The 15,988-nt window shown below is 39.2% G+C and carries 17 protein-coding genes and 1 pseudogene; 9 read left to right on the top strand and 9 right to left on the bottom strand.

Annotated features, from left to right (window positions below):
• Positions 1-12: 12 nt before the first annotated feature.
• The gene (locus tag GH754_RS13065) at positions 13-384 is read right to left on the bottom strand and encodes a hypothetical protein (RefSeq protein ID WP_153729134.1); all 372 of its coding nucleotides are present in this window, start codon (positions 382-384) and stop codon (positions 13-15) included.
• Between the two features lie 101 nt (positions 385-485).
• Here GH754_RS13065 and GH754_RS19465 point away from each other — a divergent pair, with 101 nt between their 5' ends.
• Positions 486-641 carry a hypothetical protein gene (locus GH754_RS19465; RefSeq protein WP_194841356.1) on the top strand — a complete coding sequence of 52 codons (156 nt, stop codon included), beginning with the start codon at positions 486-488 and terminating at the stop codon, positions 639-641.
• 50 nt (positions 642-691) lie between these two features.
• Here the strand turns inward: GH754_RS19465 and GH754_RS13060 are convergent, their stop codons facing one another.
• Both GH754_RS13060 and GH754_RS13055 read right to left on the bottom strand, forming a co-directional pair.
• Positions 692-2,824 carry a heavy metal translocating P-type ATPase gene (locus GH754_RS13060; RefSeq protein ID WP_323742020.1) on the bottom strand — a complete coding sequence of 711 codons (2,133 nt, stop codon included), beginning with the start codon at positions 2,822-2,824 and terminating at the stop codon, positions 692-694.
• Positions 2,811-3,179: an ArsR/SmtB family transcription factor gene (locus GH754_RS13055; RefSeq protein WP_153729133.1), complete on the bottom strand. Its 369-nt coding sequence runs from the start codon at positions 3,177-3,179 to the stop codon at positions 2,811-2,813. Before GH754_RS13055 ends, GH754_RS13060 begins: the two co-directional genes overlap by 14 nt.
• Before the next feature lie 149 nt (positions 3,180-3,328).
• On the opposite strand from GH754_RS13055, the gene GH754_RS13050 reads away from it, so the two are divergent.
• Positions 3,329-3,829, top strand: coding sequence for a GNAT family N-acetyltransferase (locus GH754_RS13050; protein WP_153729132.1), 501 nt, complete (start codon positions 3,329-3,331; stop codon positions 3,827-3,829).
• A gap of 44 nt (positions 3,830-3,873) precedes the next feature.
• Here GH754_RS13050 and GH754_RS13045 read toward each other — a convergent pair whose 3' ends face one another.
• Both GH754_RS13045 and GH754_RS13040 read right to left on the bottom strand, forming a co-directional pair.
• Positions 3,874-4,413, bottom strand: coding sequence for a GNAT family N-acetyltransferase (locus GH754_RS13045; protein ID WP_153729131.1), 540 nt, complete (start codon positions 4,411-4,413; stop codon positions 3,874-3,876).
• A 16-nt stretch (positions 4,414-4,429) separates the two neighbouring features.
• Positions 4,430-6,220, bottom strand: coding sequence for a M3 family oligoendopeptidase (locus tag GH754_RS13040; RefSeq protein ID WP_153729130.1), 1,791 nt, complete (start codon positions 6,218-6,220; stop codon positions 4,430-4,432).
• A gap of 157 nt (positions 6,221-6,377) precedes the next feature.
• Here GH754_RS13040 and GH754_RS13035 point away from each other — a divergent pair.
• Positions 6,378-6,787, top strand: a pseudogene (locus GH754_RS13035) (VOC family protein).
• A gap of 42 nt (positions 6,788-6,829) precedes the next feature.
• Here the strand turns inward: GH754_RS13035 and GH754_RS13030 are convergent.
• Positions 6,830-7,528 (bottom strand): VOC family protein, encoded by a 699-nt coding sequence (locus GH754_RS13030; protein WP_194841355.1) that lies wholly within the window; start codon positions 7,526-7,528, stop codon positions 6,830-6,832.
• 13 nt (positions 7,529-7,541) lie between these two features.
• The gene (locus GH754_RS13025; RefSeq protein ID WP_153729128.1) at positions 7,542-8,540 is read right to left on the bottom strand and encodes an LLM class flavin-dependent oxidoreductase; all 999 of its coding nucleotides are present in this window, start codon (positions 8,538-8,540) and stop codon (positions 7,542-7,544) included.
• Positions 8,541-8,799: 259 nt separating this feature from the next.
• On the opposite strand from GH754_RS13025, the gene GH754_RS13020 reads away from it, so the two are divergent.
• The 6 genes from GH754_RS13020 (at position 8,800) to GH754_RS12995 (ending at position 13,992) form a co-directional block, all read left to right on the top strand.
• Positions 8,800-9,351, top strand: coding sequence for a short-chain dehydrogenase (locus tag GH754_RS13020; RefSeq protein ID WP_153729127.1), 552 nt, complete (start codon positions 8,800-8,802; stop codon positions 9,349-9,351).
• 36 nt (positions 9,352-9,387) lie between these two features.
• The gene (fabG, locus tag GH754_RS13015; RefSeq protein ID WP_153729126.1) at positions 9,388-10,131 is read left to right on the top strand and encodes a 3-oxoacyl-ACP reductase FabG; all 744 of its coding nucleotides are present in this window, start codon (positions 9,388-9,390) and stop codon (positions 10,129-10,131) included.
• Positions 10,132-10,231: 100 nt separating this feature from the next.
• On the top strand, positions 10,232-11,134 hold the full coding sequence (locus tag GH754_RS13010) for a cysteine hydrolase family protein (RefSeq protein WP_153729125.1): 903 nt from the start codon (positions 10,232-10,234) through the stop codon (positions 11,132-11,134).
• Positions 11,135-11,479: 345 nt separating this feature from the next.
• Positions 11,480-12,181, top strand: a complete 702-nt coding sequence (locus GH754_RS13005; protein WP_323742014.1) for an ABC transporter ATP-binding protein — start codon at positions 11,480-11,482, stop codon at positions 12,179-12,181.
• On the top strand, positions 12,174-13,595 hold the full coding sequence (locus tag GH754_RS13000; RefSeq protein ID WP_153729124.1) for a hypothetical protein: 1,422 nt from the start codon (positions 12,174-12,176) through the stop codon (positions 13,593-13,595). The genes GH754_RS13005 and GH754_RS13000 overlap by 8 nt, the downstream gene beginning before the upstream one ends.
• Before the next feature lie 19 nt (positions 13,596-13,614).
• On the top strand, positions 13,615-13,992 hold the full coding sequence (locus GH754_RS12995; RefSeq protein ID WP_153729123.1) for a VOC family protein: 378 nt from the start codon (positions 13,615-13,617) through the stop codon (positions 13,990-13,992).
• Positions 13,993-14,014: 22 nt separating this feature from the next.
• Here GH754_RS12995 and GH754_RS12990 read toward each other — a convergent pair whose 3' ends face one another.
• Positions 14,015-14,632, bottom strand: a complete 618-nt coding sequence (locus GH754_RS12990; RefSeq protein WP_153729122.1) for a class I SAM-dependent methyltransferase — start codon at positions 14,630-14,632, stop codon at positions 14,015-14,017.
• A 115-nt stretch (positions 14,633-14,747) separates the two neighbouring features.
• The gene (locus tag GH754_RS12985) at positions 14,748-15,854 is read right to left on the bottom strand and encodes an SDR family oxidoreductase (protein WP_323742013.1); all 1,107 of its coding nucleotides are present in this window, start codon (positions 15,852-15,854) and stop codon (positions 14,748-14,750) included.
• Between the last annotated feature and the right edge of the window lie 134 nt (positions 15,855-15,988).

The following is a 15,988-nucleotide window of genomic DNA, read 5'->3' as shown; positions in this document are numbered from 1 at the left end:
CTCGAAAGCAACCTATTGAAAAAAGCTTTTCACTTCTTCGGGTACTACTTTTACATTTACGATTTTATGTTCATCCTCATCCTCACTTTTCGGGGCGAATTCAACGAGCAACATCTCCCCATTGTCGAAAGTCAAGAGCTCATAATTCTTATAATTGGCCCCAGAGGTGGATATTTCTCCGAATTGCTTAAAACGATCTTTTGAGACATTGTCTTTAGTTCCATCGTAAAATAAGGTCTGAAATAAAGTATATTGCTCCTGGTCAATGTGGTATTTCATTAAGAAAGCGGCATTTGTTGGTGAGTCTGGCTCTACGTATTTTTCATGGCTACAGCCGGTTATAGTGAAAAGTAAAACAAAAATAAAAACGAATATAAACCTCATAATCATCCTCCTAGTTCCATATTATAACATTTGCGCTAACAAAATAATTTATAATCATGTAGTGAATTAGGAAAGGTAAAAGTAGAAAGGAGTGATTTCGCTTGAGAAAAGAAAAGCCGAGAAAAGATGAGCCAACAATTGCAGCTGGCATGGATACAGAGGATGAGTTGAAAGAGGAAGCGACAGAAAAAGAGGTTGAAAGAGGGGATTACACTAGGGTCACATCATTATCTCTAGATGAAAACGACCCTAGTTAATGGAAAAACACTTGGATGTGGGAATCCAAGTGTTTTTCTTGAGGTGCTTTCTATTCCTTTGTTCTTAACAGTCTAAGCCCATTTAATGTGACGAGTAGGGTAGCGCCCATATCCGCGAAAATCGCAATCCATAATGTTAACCATCCAGGAATTACGAGTAGAAGCGCCAAAACCTTTATGCCGATGGAAAAGATAATATTTTGTTTGATAATCGTAAGTGCGCGCTTACTAAGTTTTATCGTAAAAGGTAGTTTCGATAGGTCATCACTCATTAAGGCTAAATCGGCCGTTTCAAGTGCTGTATCTGTACCTGCCCCACCCATGGCAATTCCAACATTTGCAGCGGCAAGTGCGGGAGCGTCATTCACCCCATCTCCAACCATTGCTACTTTTCCATATTGTTTGTGATAGTCCTTAATAAAGTTGAGCTTATCTTCAGGTAATAGATTTGCTTTTGTTGTTTTGACGCCAACTTCATTAGCAATAGAACGGGCTGTTTTGTCATTATCTCCTGTTAACATAACGGTGTTTTGAACACCAAGGCTATGAATTTGTTTCACAATTTCACGGCTCTCATGGCGAGGCTCATCCCTTACTGCAAATATGGCGATAACATCCTTTTGATCCCCATAAAGCATGACGGTTTTGCCTTCGTTTTGCCATTGATCAAACGTTTGTTTGATTGTCTCAAACCCTTGTGTTGAAAGCATTTCCTTCGCTAGTTTGAGATTTCCGACCCAGTAGGTAGAACCATTGAAATTTCCTTTAATTCCTTTCCCCGTAACAGAGGAAAAGTCGGTAATCTCCACTTGATCGGTCACACCGAATTGCTCACTATAATTCATAAAGGCTTTAGCTAAAGGGTGCTGAGAGTATGATTCCAGATTTCTTACCATTTTTAAATGGAAATCTTTTTTTTCCTCACTTATCCAATCTACATCTGTTACTTTTGGTTCACCGTTTGTTAGGGTTCCCGTTTTATCGAAAGCAATGGCATTGAGTCCACCTATTTCTTCTAGGTAGATGCCACCTTTAATGAGTACACCCTTTCTAGCTGCGGTACCAATTGCTGTGACAATAGAAACTGGTGTTGATACCACTAGTGCACATGGACATCCAACCACGAGAACAGCCAATCCTTGATAAACCCACTCACTCCATGATTGCCCAAATAGGAGAGGAGGTACGATCGCGACTAAAAAGGCAATCATGATAATAATTGGTGTATAGTATTTAGCAAATCGATCAACAAAGGCCTGTGATGGCGCTTTTTCTGCCTGGGCTTCTTCAACAAGATGAATAATCTTGGCTAAGGTGGTGTCTTCGGAGGTTTTCGTGACTTCAACCTCTAAATAGCCTTCTTCATTTAATGTCCCAGCAAAAACTTCATCTCCATGTTGCTTTTCAACAGGAACAGATTCTCCCGTAATTGTCGCTTGATTAACGGCTGAGTTCCCTTTGATTACGACGCCATCAAGCGCAATCTTTTGACTAGGTTTCACAAGTAGGGTGTCGCCAATTTGCACATCCTCAACAGCAAGCTCAATTTCCTCTCCCTTACGACGAATAACAGCTGTATTAGGGGCTAAATCCATTAATGATCGAATAGAATTTCTCGCCATGTCCATTGAGTAGGATTCTAATGCTTCACTTATGGCAAATAAAATAACAACAACGGCACCTTCCCCCCATTCACCTATCAGGGCTGCTCCAATAATGGCAATCGTCATCAAGGTGTGCATATTAAATTCTAGCCGAGCAAGATTTTTCAACCCGGTTATAAATAAAGAATACCCACCTAAAATCATGGCCATTAAAAAGGAAATGACCGTATAGTAGTGAGATTCCCCATTTTCGGCTGCTGATAGATAACCAACAATCACTAAAAAGATAGAAATTAAAACAAAAGAATGCCTTTGCCAAAAAGGTTCCTTCTTTTCGCTCTCATCTGGTTTTTGCTGGTTTTCAGGTCTTATCTTTAAGTTTTCAAATGCCCCAGCTTTTTCTAAATCAGCAATGGAGGTATCGCCAAAAACGGTGATTTTTGCAGCTCCAAAATTTACTTTTGCATCTTTCACACCATCCAGGTGCTTAACGTTCGCCTCGAACTTTCCGGCGCAGTTTGCTCAGGTCAGTCCTTCAATGCGATAAATCTCTTTTTGATATAGATCAGCCACGATGATTCACCTCCTTGTAGTGAGTAAAGGCTAAATCAATCATTTGTTTCACATGTTGATCGTCTAATGAATAATAAGCAAGCTTTCCTTGTTTTCTATATTTAGCTAAACCATTTTTTCGCAGCTGGCGTAAATGATGTGAGGCTGTGGCGTTAGATGAACCTACAATGTTGGCTACATCACATACGCATAATTCTTCTTCAATCGAAAGTGCATAGGCAATCCTGAGTCTAGTTTCATCAGAAAACGCTTTAAATAAGTTTGAGACAGAATCAATGGGCTGTGCTGCTACTTCAGGTTGAACACGATTGACCACGTTTTCATTTATACAGGATACATCACAGACATCCTTTGCTTTCAAGGGTATCCACCTCAATTAATCGTTGTTTGTGATTCATTATATTCAAATGTACATTTGAATGTCAATCATGTAATTTGCACTAGAGACAATAGAATTATAATCTTATAATAGTTTATACGTTGAAAAGGGAGACAGCAGGAGGGTGTAGAATGGAAATAATAAGATTAGCAAAGCTTTCAGATATCCCAGATATTATGAAAATAGTAAAAAAGTCTATTCAAATTATGCAGAAGAATGGCAATGAACAGTGGGGAGAGGACTATCCTTTGGCAGAGCATTATGAAGGGGACATTAAGGAAGACCATCTCTATGTCTATGAAGATAATGGGGAGGTTACAGGTGTTGCATGTATTAGCAATGAAGGCCATAATGAATATGATGAGATGAACTGGTCGTATGATGAACCATACTTATGTATTAAACGTCTTGCTGTTGACCCGGAAGTTCGTAAGCGTGGAATAGGTCTAAAATTCTATCAGAAGGCGGAAGAGCTAGCGTTAGAAAGAGGAATACAAACGATTCGCACGGATACATACTCAAAAAATAAAGGAGCAATTAAGCTTTTTGATAGAGGTGGCTATCAATTTGTCGGTGAAAGATATAACGGTGGAAAAGAGGCACCATTTTATTATTATGAGAAGAGGTTTTAAAGGGAAAAGCCTAAATCGGCATTATTGCCGATTTAGGCTTATTTTTATTTCCAATCCCTTGCTAGCGCTGAGTATATAACTACATCATGAAAATGGTCGTACAAAAATTCACCATCCCGAACAATTCCTTCTTGCTGAAAGCCTAGTCGTTCAGGGATTGCACGACTTTTCGTATTATCAACGCCACAGCGGATTTCAACACGATTGAGTTCTAATTCTTGAAAGGCATGTTCGACTAATGCCTTGGTTGCTTTTGTGATAATTCCTTTACCTTGATATCCCTTTGCTAGCCAATAGCCAATCGATGTTTGTTTACTGGCCCAGTTAATTCCATGGTACCCAATCATGCCAACGATTTCTTGACGATATAGAATGGCCACTTGAAAGCCATCATTTTTTGCGAATTGATTCAGCCACATCTCGATAATGGGATGATAATCCTCAGGTGTTGTGGAGCTATCGACCCAAGGCAACCATTCACGTAAGTAGCTGCGAGAATGGTCCACCACTTTGAATAATGTTGCTGCATCTCTTTTCTCCAATAACTTTAATTGAATGTCATCATCAACATAAAATGTGAACATGATTCTTCTCCCCAATCTACTTCGTAAGCTTCAAGAACGTTTCTGCATCTTGTACACAAAGGTTAATTCCTTTTTCCCAGAATGCCTCTTGGGTAATATCTTCACCTAGGTGCTTCATAGCTAATTCTTCAACTGACATAATGGCTGTGTCTCTTAGTAAAGCCATATATTTTTCCTCGTAATCTGTACCTTCCTCAATGGCCTTCGCATAAATGCTTAATGAGAATAAATAGCCAAAGGTGTATGGGAAGTTGTAGAATGGCACACCTGTAATATAAAAGTGCAACTTAGACGCCCAGAAACGTGGATGAGCCTCATTTATAGCACCACCATATGCTTCCTGCTGTGCATCAACCATAAGCTCATTTAAGCGACTAGCAGGAACCACACCATTTTTTCGTTCCTCATAAAATCTTGTTTCAAAAAGAAAACGGGAATGGATATTCATAAACATGGCTACACTGCGTTGTAGCTTGTCTTCTAGCAAGGATTTTTGTTGTTCCTCTGATGATGCCTCTTTTACAGCTGCATCTGCCACAATCGCTTCGGCAAAGGTTGAGGCAGTTTCAGCTACATTCATAGCATAGCTGCGGTTTAGGGGGTGCATTGGTTTTAACGTATGACTATGAAAAGCATGACCTAGTTCATGAGCTAACGTTGCGACATTAGACATCGAACCACTATATGTCATAAAAATGCGCGACTCCTCACTTAATGGGAAAGAGGTACAAAAGCCACCTGGGCGTTTTCCGGGACGATCCTCCGCTTCAATCCAAGCCCCATCAAATGCCTTTTCTGCAAATTGAGCCATCTCAGGACCAAATTTTTCAAAGTGCTTTAGGATAAACTTCGCCCCTTGTTCATAGGAGAGCGTTTCTTTTTCACTTGAAATCGGTGCATTTAAGTCATACCAATCTAATTTTTCTTTACCTAAGAGCTCTGCTTTCCGATTTAAATATTTAACAAAAGCTCCCTTGTGTTTTGTGATTGCTCCCCACATGGCATCAAGGGTATCTTGCTGCATACGATTATATTCAAGCGGTTCTTTCAATACATGGTCCCAACCTCGTTTTTCGTAAACGTTAAGACGAAAACCAGCAAGATGATTCAATGTCTTGGCAAATAGTTCTTCCTTTTCTCCCCATGCCTTCTCTAGCTTTTCAAAAATTTTTTTACGCACCTTGGGGTCGGAGTGGGAACCAAGGTTATTGGCTTGGCCAACTGATAATTCCTTTTCTTCCCCATCAAGGGTAAAAGGAATGGTCATGGAGCCAACGATGGTATCATACATTTGACCCCAACCGTGATAGCCATCAACCGACAGACTTTCGATGAGGGCTTCCTCTTGTTCGGAAAGCTTATCTGTTGCCTTTTTCCGCCATTCCTCTAAAACAAATTCAAGTTCAGATAATGCTGGATGTTGAAGTAACCCTTTCCAAACTTGATCGGTCGAGGCCGCTAGTTTTTGTTGAAATGTATTAAAGGCGGTTGAAAATTGGGCGCTTAAGGTTGTCACCTGACTGCGTAAAACATTCGCTTGTTTGTCTGCCATATTTTGTGCTTCCAGACAGCTCACAAATGCTCCTGCTTGGCGAAGGTTCATGATGACGTTTTTCGCGTTTTCAATTTGTTCGGCTACTATTTCTGCTTGGTCTTTGGAATGAGGTGTTTGGAACTGATTCATTTTTTCTGAAAATGCTGTTGTCATTTCCGTTAAGTTTTTTAAATGGTCTTGGAATGCTTTGGAATCACTTCCGCCTGGAAAGATCGATTCTAAATCCCAAACTTCTGAATATGTAGTTGACATGTATAACTTCCTCCATTAAGTCATGATAATTATTAGTTTAGCATAAGTGATTCTGCTGTTCGTGTTATTTGCAAAAAATTCTGTCATGTGGGCAGGAAATTTTCAATAGGGAAAGGAAAAAAAGATATAGAATATAAGGAAATGGGGTTGGATAATTTTGAGTGTGAAATTGGAGAGAGTGGGAACCACATACATTCCTGTTCAAAGTGTGGAACAAGCAACCGAATGGTATGAAAAAACGCAGAACTTCAGCATCAAGATGAAAATAAAGCCATTGTGCAATTAGCGAATCAAAGCTTTTTTCTCGTAAAGGCAGCAAAAGAGCAAACTGCCAATTATAAGGATGCATCTGGAAAAGAGTGGTTTTCTTTAACTTTTGAAGTGAATGGTTTAGAGGCTTTGTATCAGCTACACCAAGAGCTTAAAGATAAAGAGGTAAAAGTAGGTGACATCGAGGATAGGGGACATCCTGGGGAAAATTTTGTGTTTTTGGATTCAGACGGGAATCAATTTGATGTTTGGAGTGAGCTTAGTCCAGAATTTAAATCACGATATCAAATTGATTAAAAAAGAGCTGAATCCTCCAATAATGAGGATTCAGCTTGAATATTATCTAGACATAACTAAGTCACCAAAATTGGCTTTTAAACCCTCGCCTTTAACAAGCTGAAGTCTACCATTATCTAGTGGCCACTCTGCTATATAATGTTCATTCTGATTATGAATAATCTTTGGTTGCCCCAATCTGTATGTTTGTTCAAACTGCTTGCTGGCTTTCTGGATGTCAGAAACGCCTACTTGTATTGTTGAGAAATCCATTTCGTTAACGGACTCCTCATTCGGTGGCTGATTCCCTTCACCCTCCCATTCAATCAAAAAAGGCAAAATCTCATCATTCATTTGATATTTAGGAAATAGCATTCTCCATTTTAAAGTAGACCCATCTGGTTTTACCCTACTTCCTGGAAAGGGTCCTTGATAGGGGATCTCTTGCTTATTAAAGTGATGAATCAGCTTATCCATTTGATTGGTTCTTAAGGCAAACTGAATAGGCTCCTCCATTTTTTGCTGGTGTGCATAAGCTGTATGTTGAATTAAAGGATTATCCGAAGCGTGAGCCTTTTCTTTGTCCTCAATCCCTAACCATTCGATATAGCTGTTATTGTTCATGAAAGCAAGGTAATTGTATGTTCCCCATGGCTCATGGTGCCCACCTTTAACAACAACAACCTCATTCTGTTTTGAAGCTTTTTCAATATCATTTTCAATAGATTCCCCATAAACAACAAGATGATCAAAGGCCAACAAATAATCTCCCCCTTTAAGCTTTTTGAAAGGCATCCATAATCAGTTGATAGGATTCAAACCTCTTTTCAGTTGAAGTAGCAATCGTATTAACAATGATTTCATTTACTCTATAAGCTTTTGCCAATTGCTCAAGCCGTTCTCTTACTTGGACTGGATCCCCAACAATCATACGGTTGCGGTTATGACGGACACGCTCCTCTTCAAAATACGTATAAGTAACATTGGCGGCTTCTTCTGGAGTCGGGTATTCATCTCGGAAATCCCCATTTTCCACACGCAATAGCTGTAAATCTAAACTTTTCGCCAAATACTCGGCCTCTTTTTCCGTCGGAGCACAAATAACAAAAATCGCTACACTACCCTCAGGTTCTTGCCGATATTCTGATGGCTGGAAACAGTTAAAGTAAGCATCCATGGCACCTGTTCCACCCTCACCATTAATAAATTGGGCAAATGTATAGGAGGCACCAAGCTGAGCTGCAAGTGTAGCACTAGTTCCGCTTGAACCTAGCATCCAAATCGGTGGCCATGTATCCCCAAGTGGTGTTGCTTTTACTTTATAGGTTTGGTGTTTTCGGCCTTGAAGATAACTCATTAATTCTTGAACCTGCTGAGGATAATCCTGAACGTTTGGGTATTTCCCTTTATTTAAAGCGTAATTCACTCCAGGCATACCACCAGGTGCACGCCCAATTCCTAGGTCAATGCGTCCTGGATATAGGGACTCCAGCACGCGGAACATTTCAGCAACCTTAAAGGAGCTGTAGTGGGGAAGTAAAATACCACCTGTCCCAACACGAATTCGCTCCGTATTGGCAGCGAGATGTGTAATGAGAATTTCAGGAGCTGAACCCGCTAAAGTCTTTGTACTATGGTGCTCGGAAACCCAAAAACGATGATAGCCAAGTTTATCGACGAACTTGGCCAGCTCTGTCGTTTGGTTTAATGCATCCTGGGGTGTAAACCCCGGTAATACAGGGGACTGGTCTAATACACTCAATTTTAATGACATCATGAACATCCTTTTTTATGTAAGAAGTTAATTTTATTTTTCCCTTTTTGAGGAAGAAATTCAATGATTGTGCTTGAGGAGAGGATTAGGCGAGGTGTAGTAATATCCAATCAGTAAAAAATGATATTCAATCAGGAAAATTGATAGTTTATCAGTAAATTGGGCAAATATATCAGTAAATTCCAAAATGTAGAGCACTATCAAAAAGGATTTTCCTTGAAAATCTTTAATATTAATAGTGTAGAGAGGAGAATTTAAGATGAAACATGCTCTTGTTGTTGGTGGAACAGGGATGTTAGCAGATGTGACATTATGGCTGAATAAAAAGGGATACTATGTTTCAGTTATGGGGAGGCGAAAGGACAGGTATCACAAATTAATGGAACAAGTACATGATCCAAAGAGGATTTCGAGTATCTTGGTAGACTATCATAATACGGATGAATTACGGAAGCGGCTGATGGAATCGATTAAGGAACACGGACCCTATGAGTTAGTTGTTGCTTGGGTCCATTCGTCTGCACCAGAGGCTTTGCCTACTTTGCTGCAATTACAAGCGGAAAAGGGTCTCAAACAAACGTTTGATCTATATCATGTAAAGTCTAGTACATCGTATATTAAGAGAGAAAAACCTGATTTACCCTCTTCATGCTCTTATCATGAGGTATTCCTAGGCTTTAAGCTTTTTGGTCACCATTCCAGGTGGTTAACTCATCAAGAAATATCGGACGGAGTGAAGGATGCGATTCATCACAATCGGAAAGAAACCATTGTTGGGCAGCTGGAGCCTTGGGAGAAACGCCCACATTAATGGAATTATGAGATTTTAAAAGAGGAGATGAACGAAATGGGGAGATTACAAGATCAAGTAGCAATCATAACAGGTGCAGCCAATGGAATTGGCTTAGAATCCGCTAAAACATTTCTGCGAGAAGGGGCAAAGGTTGTATTAGCTGATTTTGATGAGGAAACAGGTAAACAAAGAGAACAGGAACTAAAAGGTGAGGGTATGGACTGTCTGTTTGTTCAGGTAAATGTTGCAGACCGAAACAGCGTAGATGCAATGGTAAAGACAGCTGTAGATTATTTTGGTCAGATCGATATTTTAATAAACAACGCAGGTATTACGAGAGATGCCATGCTTTCGAAAATGGATCCTGAACAATTTCAACAGGTCATCGATGTCAATATGACTGGAGTTTTTCATTGTACCCAAGCCGTGCTGCCACATCTTATTCATCAAGGCAAAGGAAAAATTATCAATACATCTTCTGTCTCAGGAGCGTATGGAAACGTAGGACAAACCAATTACGCTGCGGCGAAAGCGGGACTAATTGGGATGACGAAAACCTGGGCGAAGGAGTTAGGACGCAAATCGATTAACGTAAATGCTGTAGCTCCTGGGTTTACGGAAACATCCATGGTAGAGAGTGTACCTGAAAAAGTGATTGATTCCTTAAAACAGCAAGTACCGATGAATCGTCTTGGAAAGCCTGCTGATATTGCAAATGCTTATTTGTTTTTAGCATCGGATGAATCCGATTATATTAATGGCCATGTGCTTCATGTAGATGGGGGTATTATGATGTAATCAAACAAATGTTTGTTTGATAGCCATTAACCCTACTGTACCTGTGTTTTTTAAAATATGGTATAGTGAAAATAGAATAAATTTACAGGGGGATGTTTCCATGTTTACCTATCCTTTTGAACAAATTGTTGAGGTTGAAAACATCGGAGAACCTACTAAACAAACGTTTGATCAATTTCTTAGAAATACAAATTTACCATCAGTGAAGAAGGCAAAGGATGACGAAGAGAAAGTTTTACTGCTGGCCATTGATGTTCAAAATGATTTTATGGATGCAGGAGCGTTAGGGGTACCAGGCGCAAAACAGGATGTAGAAAGATTGCTGCAGTTTATCCACCACAACTTTGAACAGATCACCCACATCATGGCGTCCATCGACACCCACAAACCACAGCAAATTTTTCACCCTTGTTGGTGGGAAGACTCCTCCGGAAACGAACCAGAGCCACTCACCATCATAACATATGAAGATATTCAATCAGGAAAATGGTCACCGCGTTTTCATCATGAGAAGAGTATGGCTTATGTTAGAAAATTAGAGGAGCAAAGTAAGAAACAGCTTTGTATTTGGCCATATCACTGTATCCAAGGCTCGTATGGTGTTTCATTGGAGAGCCAGTTTACGAAAATGGCATATTTGCACTCGTTGTTAAGAGATTACGAGCTAAAAACAGTAGTCAAGGGCGAAGATCCATTAAGTGAGATGTATGGTATTATTCAGCCTGAGTATAGTGAGAAGGAATTAGTTAGATATGATGTAGTGGAAGAGATTAAGCAATATGACAAAGTGATTATAGCGGGTGAAGCAGCGTCCCACTGTGTGATTGAGTCGGTCATACAGATTGTTGAGCATGTGAAGGATGACCGTAGATTACTAGAAAACATCTATGTGCTAACGGATTGTATGAGTTCGATTCCTGGGTTTGAAGAGGAGACGGAGAAGGAGTTTCAAACGTTACATAGGGATTACGGGGTACAGTTGATTTTGACTAGTGAGTGGTAGTTTGGTGGGGTGGAGTTCAGATGATGCTGTGCTATGATGTGATGTGTGCTTATGCTAAAGTTGTGGTTGAAAAGGCTAAAGAATAATAGTTGTATGCTGAAGTTGGCCTTGGAAATGCTGAAGAACAGCGGAAATGCTGAATATGCGATTTGCTTTGCTAAAGTTTACGACCATTAAGCTGAAGAACGAGAAGATTATGCTGGAGTTGGGCTGAAATATGCTGAACCCCGCACCGCACCTGAACCACCAGCCGCACCTGCACCTCAAAAGCTAGCTGAAATCGCCACCGAGACCCGCCACCACGAATCAAGCCCAATCAACCCACCAACCAAGGAGATGAAATAAGTGACAAACTGCCTCGAAGTCAAAGACCTACAACTATCCATACGAAATAAGCCCATACTACAGGATATCACCTTTGCCGTTCCAAACGGAAAAATCATGGCTCTGGTTGGGCATAATGGTGCAGGAAAATCGACGACTATGAAGGCGATTATGGGATGGCAGGATAAAGACGAAGGAGAAATTTCTATTCAAGGTATACAACAGGATAAGCATTTTCTTCGTTATAAAACCCAATTTTCGTATATCCCTGAAGAGCCTTTATTAATGTCAGAGTTAACCGTCTATCAACATTTCCAATTGTATGGAGCGAGCTATCAAATTGAGGAAGATTTACTGAACGAGAGAGTGGAATATTATACAAAGGAATTTGAAATTCAGGATAAACTAAGTGAGTTCCCCGAATCCTTATCAAAAGGAATGCGACAAAAGGTTCAAACTATTTGTGCATTACTTCCAGAGGTACCGTTATTGTTAATTGATGAACCTTTTATGGGATTGGATATCTATGCTGCACAATTTCTTATTGAGGAGCTTAAAAATAGAAAGGAACAAGGGACCGCAATTTTATTAACTACACATCAGCTAGAAAAAGTAACAGACCTTTGTGATTACTATGTTCTGTTATCCAATGGGGTGATTTCGGAGTCAGGGGAAATCGAAGCGTTTAGTGGGCTACAAAGGAGAGAAGTTCACGATGAGTAAGCTACCTTCATTAGCCCCAACCTTGAGGTGGCTTAGGAAAAATCGTTTCAAGAAGAAATTAAATTTAATAAAGATGTCCATTCGTACCGTAATTGATTTAACAATAGCTATTTATCTACTAGGCTTTGGTTTCATTTGGTTAGTTATCCTCAGAGACCAGCTTCTATACTTTCAGCCATACTTTGATTTGTTGGAAGGGCAACAATCAACAGTTTGGGTGTTCACGATTTTTATAGCTCTGCTTATACGAGGTCTAATCCTATCATTTCGGGACCCTGGAATCTACATAACCAGTACAGAATTTCAATTAAGCCTGCTCCCTTTTTCTAGGATGAAAATTTGGGCCTATAGTTTGTTTGAAAGACTAGTTTTGATGACTGTTAAAACCTTTCTTTTCCTTCTTATTCTATGGGTGATGACACCTTTAAATTTTGATTTTATTACTCTATTATTTATCACAATATGGATTGGGAATGTGACGGGGATTAGTATACAGTGGAGAGCATTTCAAATTGAAACTCTAAAACATGTTCTAACCATTGTTCTCTCCGGTATCGTTTTAATTGCGATCAGGTATTTGGTGTTACTCAATGAACTATCTGGAAGTCTAATATTATGGATTAGTTGGTTTGCTGGTATTTTGTTAGCCATATCCTTATTTACAGTCCATAGTTTAATATATACAGATTGGACCAAGGTTGTAAGCTTCAGTGATGTGAAGGTCTGGAATATGATGATTGTCCAGAAATTAACCAAAATAACGATCAAGCCACCGCAGAAGTTTCATCTTTTCACAAAAATATTTCAGGGGAAGAGGGCAAGGCGTCCATTTCCTTATGATTTGTCTGTTATTTCAGTAAGATTGTGGCGTCATTTTTTTAAGGAGCAACTAGGGATTATATTACAATCAGTCGGAGTCATGCTACTACTTATATTGATCCTTGGCTCTCAAGGCACCTGGCAACTAGGTGTATCTATAGCACTATCAATCATGATTATCACACAAGTTATGGGTAGCATGTTTATGTATCAATTTGAGCAGCCTATCATGAGTGCCATTCCTTGGCAAGTCGGGGCATGGTTTCGCTCTTATCAAAAATGGTATGTTGCGCTAGTAGTTGTCCTAACATTGGCTTATACAGGCATGCTATATTTTCATAATCTAGAAACTTGGATGATTATTAGTAATGCTTGTTTTTATGCGTTTTGGATTTTCTTTGATTTGGAACTATCCGTCTTTCCTAAGGTTCGACTGTTAACGGATCAGGTGCGGGGAAATGATTTATTCTTTTTGGTTCGGATAGTCGGTGCCTTAGCTGTTTATTTAAGCATATATTTTGGATGGATTAGTTTAATTGCGATTGGAATCATGATTTTCGTCCGCATCAAAAAAGGAGTATTAATGATTGATTGAAAGTAGAGGAGGAATTTAATTGAGTCACTTAAAACAAGAGGTCCATGCTGTTTTTGTTCATGTCACAGATTTAAAGAAATCTGCAGAGTGGTATAGTAAACTATTAGAATTGCACTTTAAAGAGGAGGAGGTACAATCCCCAGTCTACAATATGCCTTTAAAAAGTGGGGCGTACATGACATTAGATGACCATGCTTTTGATCCAAGCTTTGAATTTACCCCTTCTCGTCATCCAGCTTTTAATTTTATGACTAGTGATTTGAAGGCTGCTTATGATTGGATAAAACAAGAAGGCATCCCAGTTGTACGTGACATCGAGACACATGGTAATTTTGGTTGGATTCACATTATGGATCCAGATGAAAATGTGTTGATGATCTGTGGTGATGTAGCATAGAGCAAAAGCCCTTTAGAAAGGATTACTTTTTACACACGGCAATTCCAAGTGGGTAATAGATTCCTTTTCTAGGGGGCTCTGGTTCAATCAATACCCCATCCTGATAATAAAAGGAAACGTCGGTATAGCAAGTGAATAAAGCACGAAATTCTTCAGGAGTTAATTGATGTACATGAAATGGCGATCCACATTCAACCCCTCTTCCTTGTCCAAAAGGAGTCGAAACAATTAATGTTCCCCCAGGCTTAAGCAATTGATGATAATTTTTTAATAGTTTTTCTTCATCCTCAATGTGCTCAAGTGTTTCAAAGCTTAAAATAGAATCGAATTGACCGATCTGATTGGGTAGTGTTAAATCCGTTGCATCCTTTACCATGAAACTGGACTGTGGATGATAGTATTTACCTTTTGCATATTCGATAATGTCTTGGTCAATATCAATGCCAATGACTTCATCAATTTGCTTCTTTCGTTTTTTAGTAACAAAATGTGTCCCATAGCCTGCACCACAGGATAGGTCCAAGACTCTACCTACTGCATAGGGGAGGGCAAACTGATACCTTGCTATATGCTCTAGTAGTAGCATATTCATCGAATCCATATATTCTGGTATAACTCTTTCGCCAGTATCCTTAACCATATTCTCAATCCTTCTCTAAAATGATAACGCTATGATATCATATCTCAAAAAGTAAACTAAAGAAAGAAAAAAAGCACTATTTATAATAGCGCTTTCATAATTTAGGTTAAAAAAGTTAAGATATCTTCACATGTTTTTCCTCATTCTTTTCATGCTCACGATAATATTTAACGAGGTTTGGAATTATGGATTTAAAGTCGGGACATGAGATGGTGCTGTTTTCTAAGCCTTTTTGAGCATTGCGACAGTCATATTCGCATTGATCCGTAAAATAATCTAACACCTGTTTTTCGGTTTGAAGCCATTTCCGGAAAAACGGGATAGAGAGTAGCATTTCCGCACTTTTTAATGGTACCCTTCCTCGAGGTTTCCTTCCTAAATATTCTTGCATAAACATTGAGTATAATTCTCTAGCCGTATAAGGAGATGGATCTGTGAGATGATAAGTTTGGCTTTCTTTTGATGTGTCGTGTGCAAAAAAGACTGTAGCCTCGATAATGTAATCCAACGGAACCAAATTGACCTTAGCATCTAGGTTTCCAAAGTAAGGCAGAATGGGCATAAAACGAAGGTGTCTAATAAAATTAAGGACAAAGTAAGGACCATCAAACTTTAATGTTTCTCCTGTTTCTGAATGGCCAACAACAATGCCAGGACGAATAATGGTAATGGGTATATCGGATTCGAGTTCCTCTAGTAATTTTTCTGCTTCATATTTTGTTTTTTCATAGTGGTTATTAAATCCTTTGTCGTGTTCTAATTCATCTTCGTAAATCACACCCTGTCGTTTGCCGGCTACGTATGCAGTACTGAAATAGATATACCTCTCTAAATTCGTAAGAGAGAGGACAAAGTCATTCATATTTTTTGTCCCAAACACATTTACTTTTTGAGCAGGCTCGAACGGTACGGCTAAATCATAAATAGCAGCTAAATGAAAGACATGTGTAACGGAATCCTGTAATAAACGGATGCTATCATGCTCAAGTCCAAGATTCTCTTGAGTGATATCTCCCTCAACTAACGTTATTTTGCCTTCATCAATGCCAGTGTCATTTAATAAGTTTTTTAATGATTTCTCTGCGTCTTGCATCATAGAGGGCAGCACTAGTGCATAAATGTGTTGGACGGGGTATTCTGCTTGAAAAATTCGTTTGATTAAATACGTAGCCAGATACCCTGGATAACCAGAAAAGAAATAGACATTACCCAAGCTATTCACTCCTTAAATCAAATTTAGTTATCTATATTCTACAAAATGGTTGTTCATACCTTTAACGATTACTTCACCTAAGTTTAAAAAAACGAGTCAATGGGTAAGGATATCAGTAGAGCGCGAATGGAACTCTTAGCTTA

The sequence above is a fragment of the Salinibacillus xinjiangensis genome (genome assembly GCF_009649735.1).
GTDB classification, from domain to species: domain Bacteria; phylum Bacillota; class Bacilli; order Bacillales; family Alkalibacillaceae; genus Salinibacillus; species Salinibacillus xinjiangensis.
This window is presented reverse-complemented; position numbering and strand designations above follow the sequence as displayed.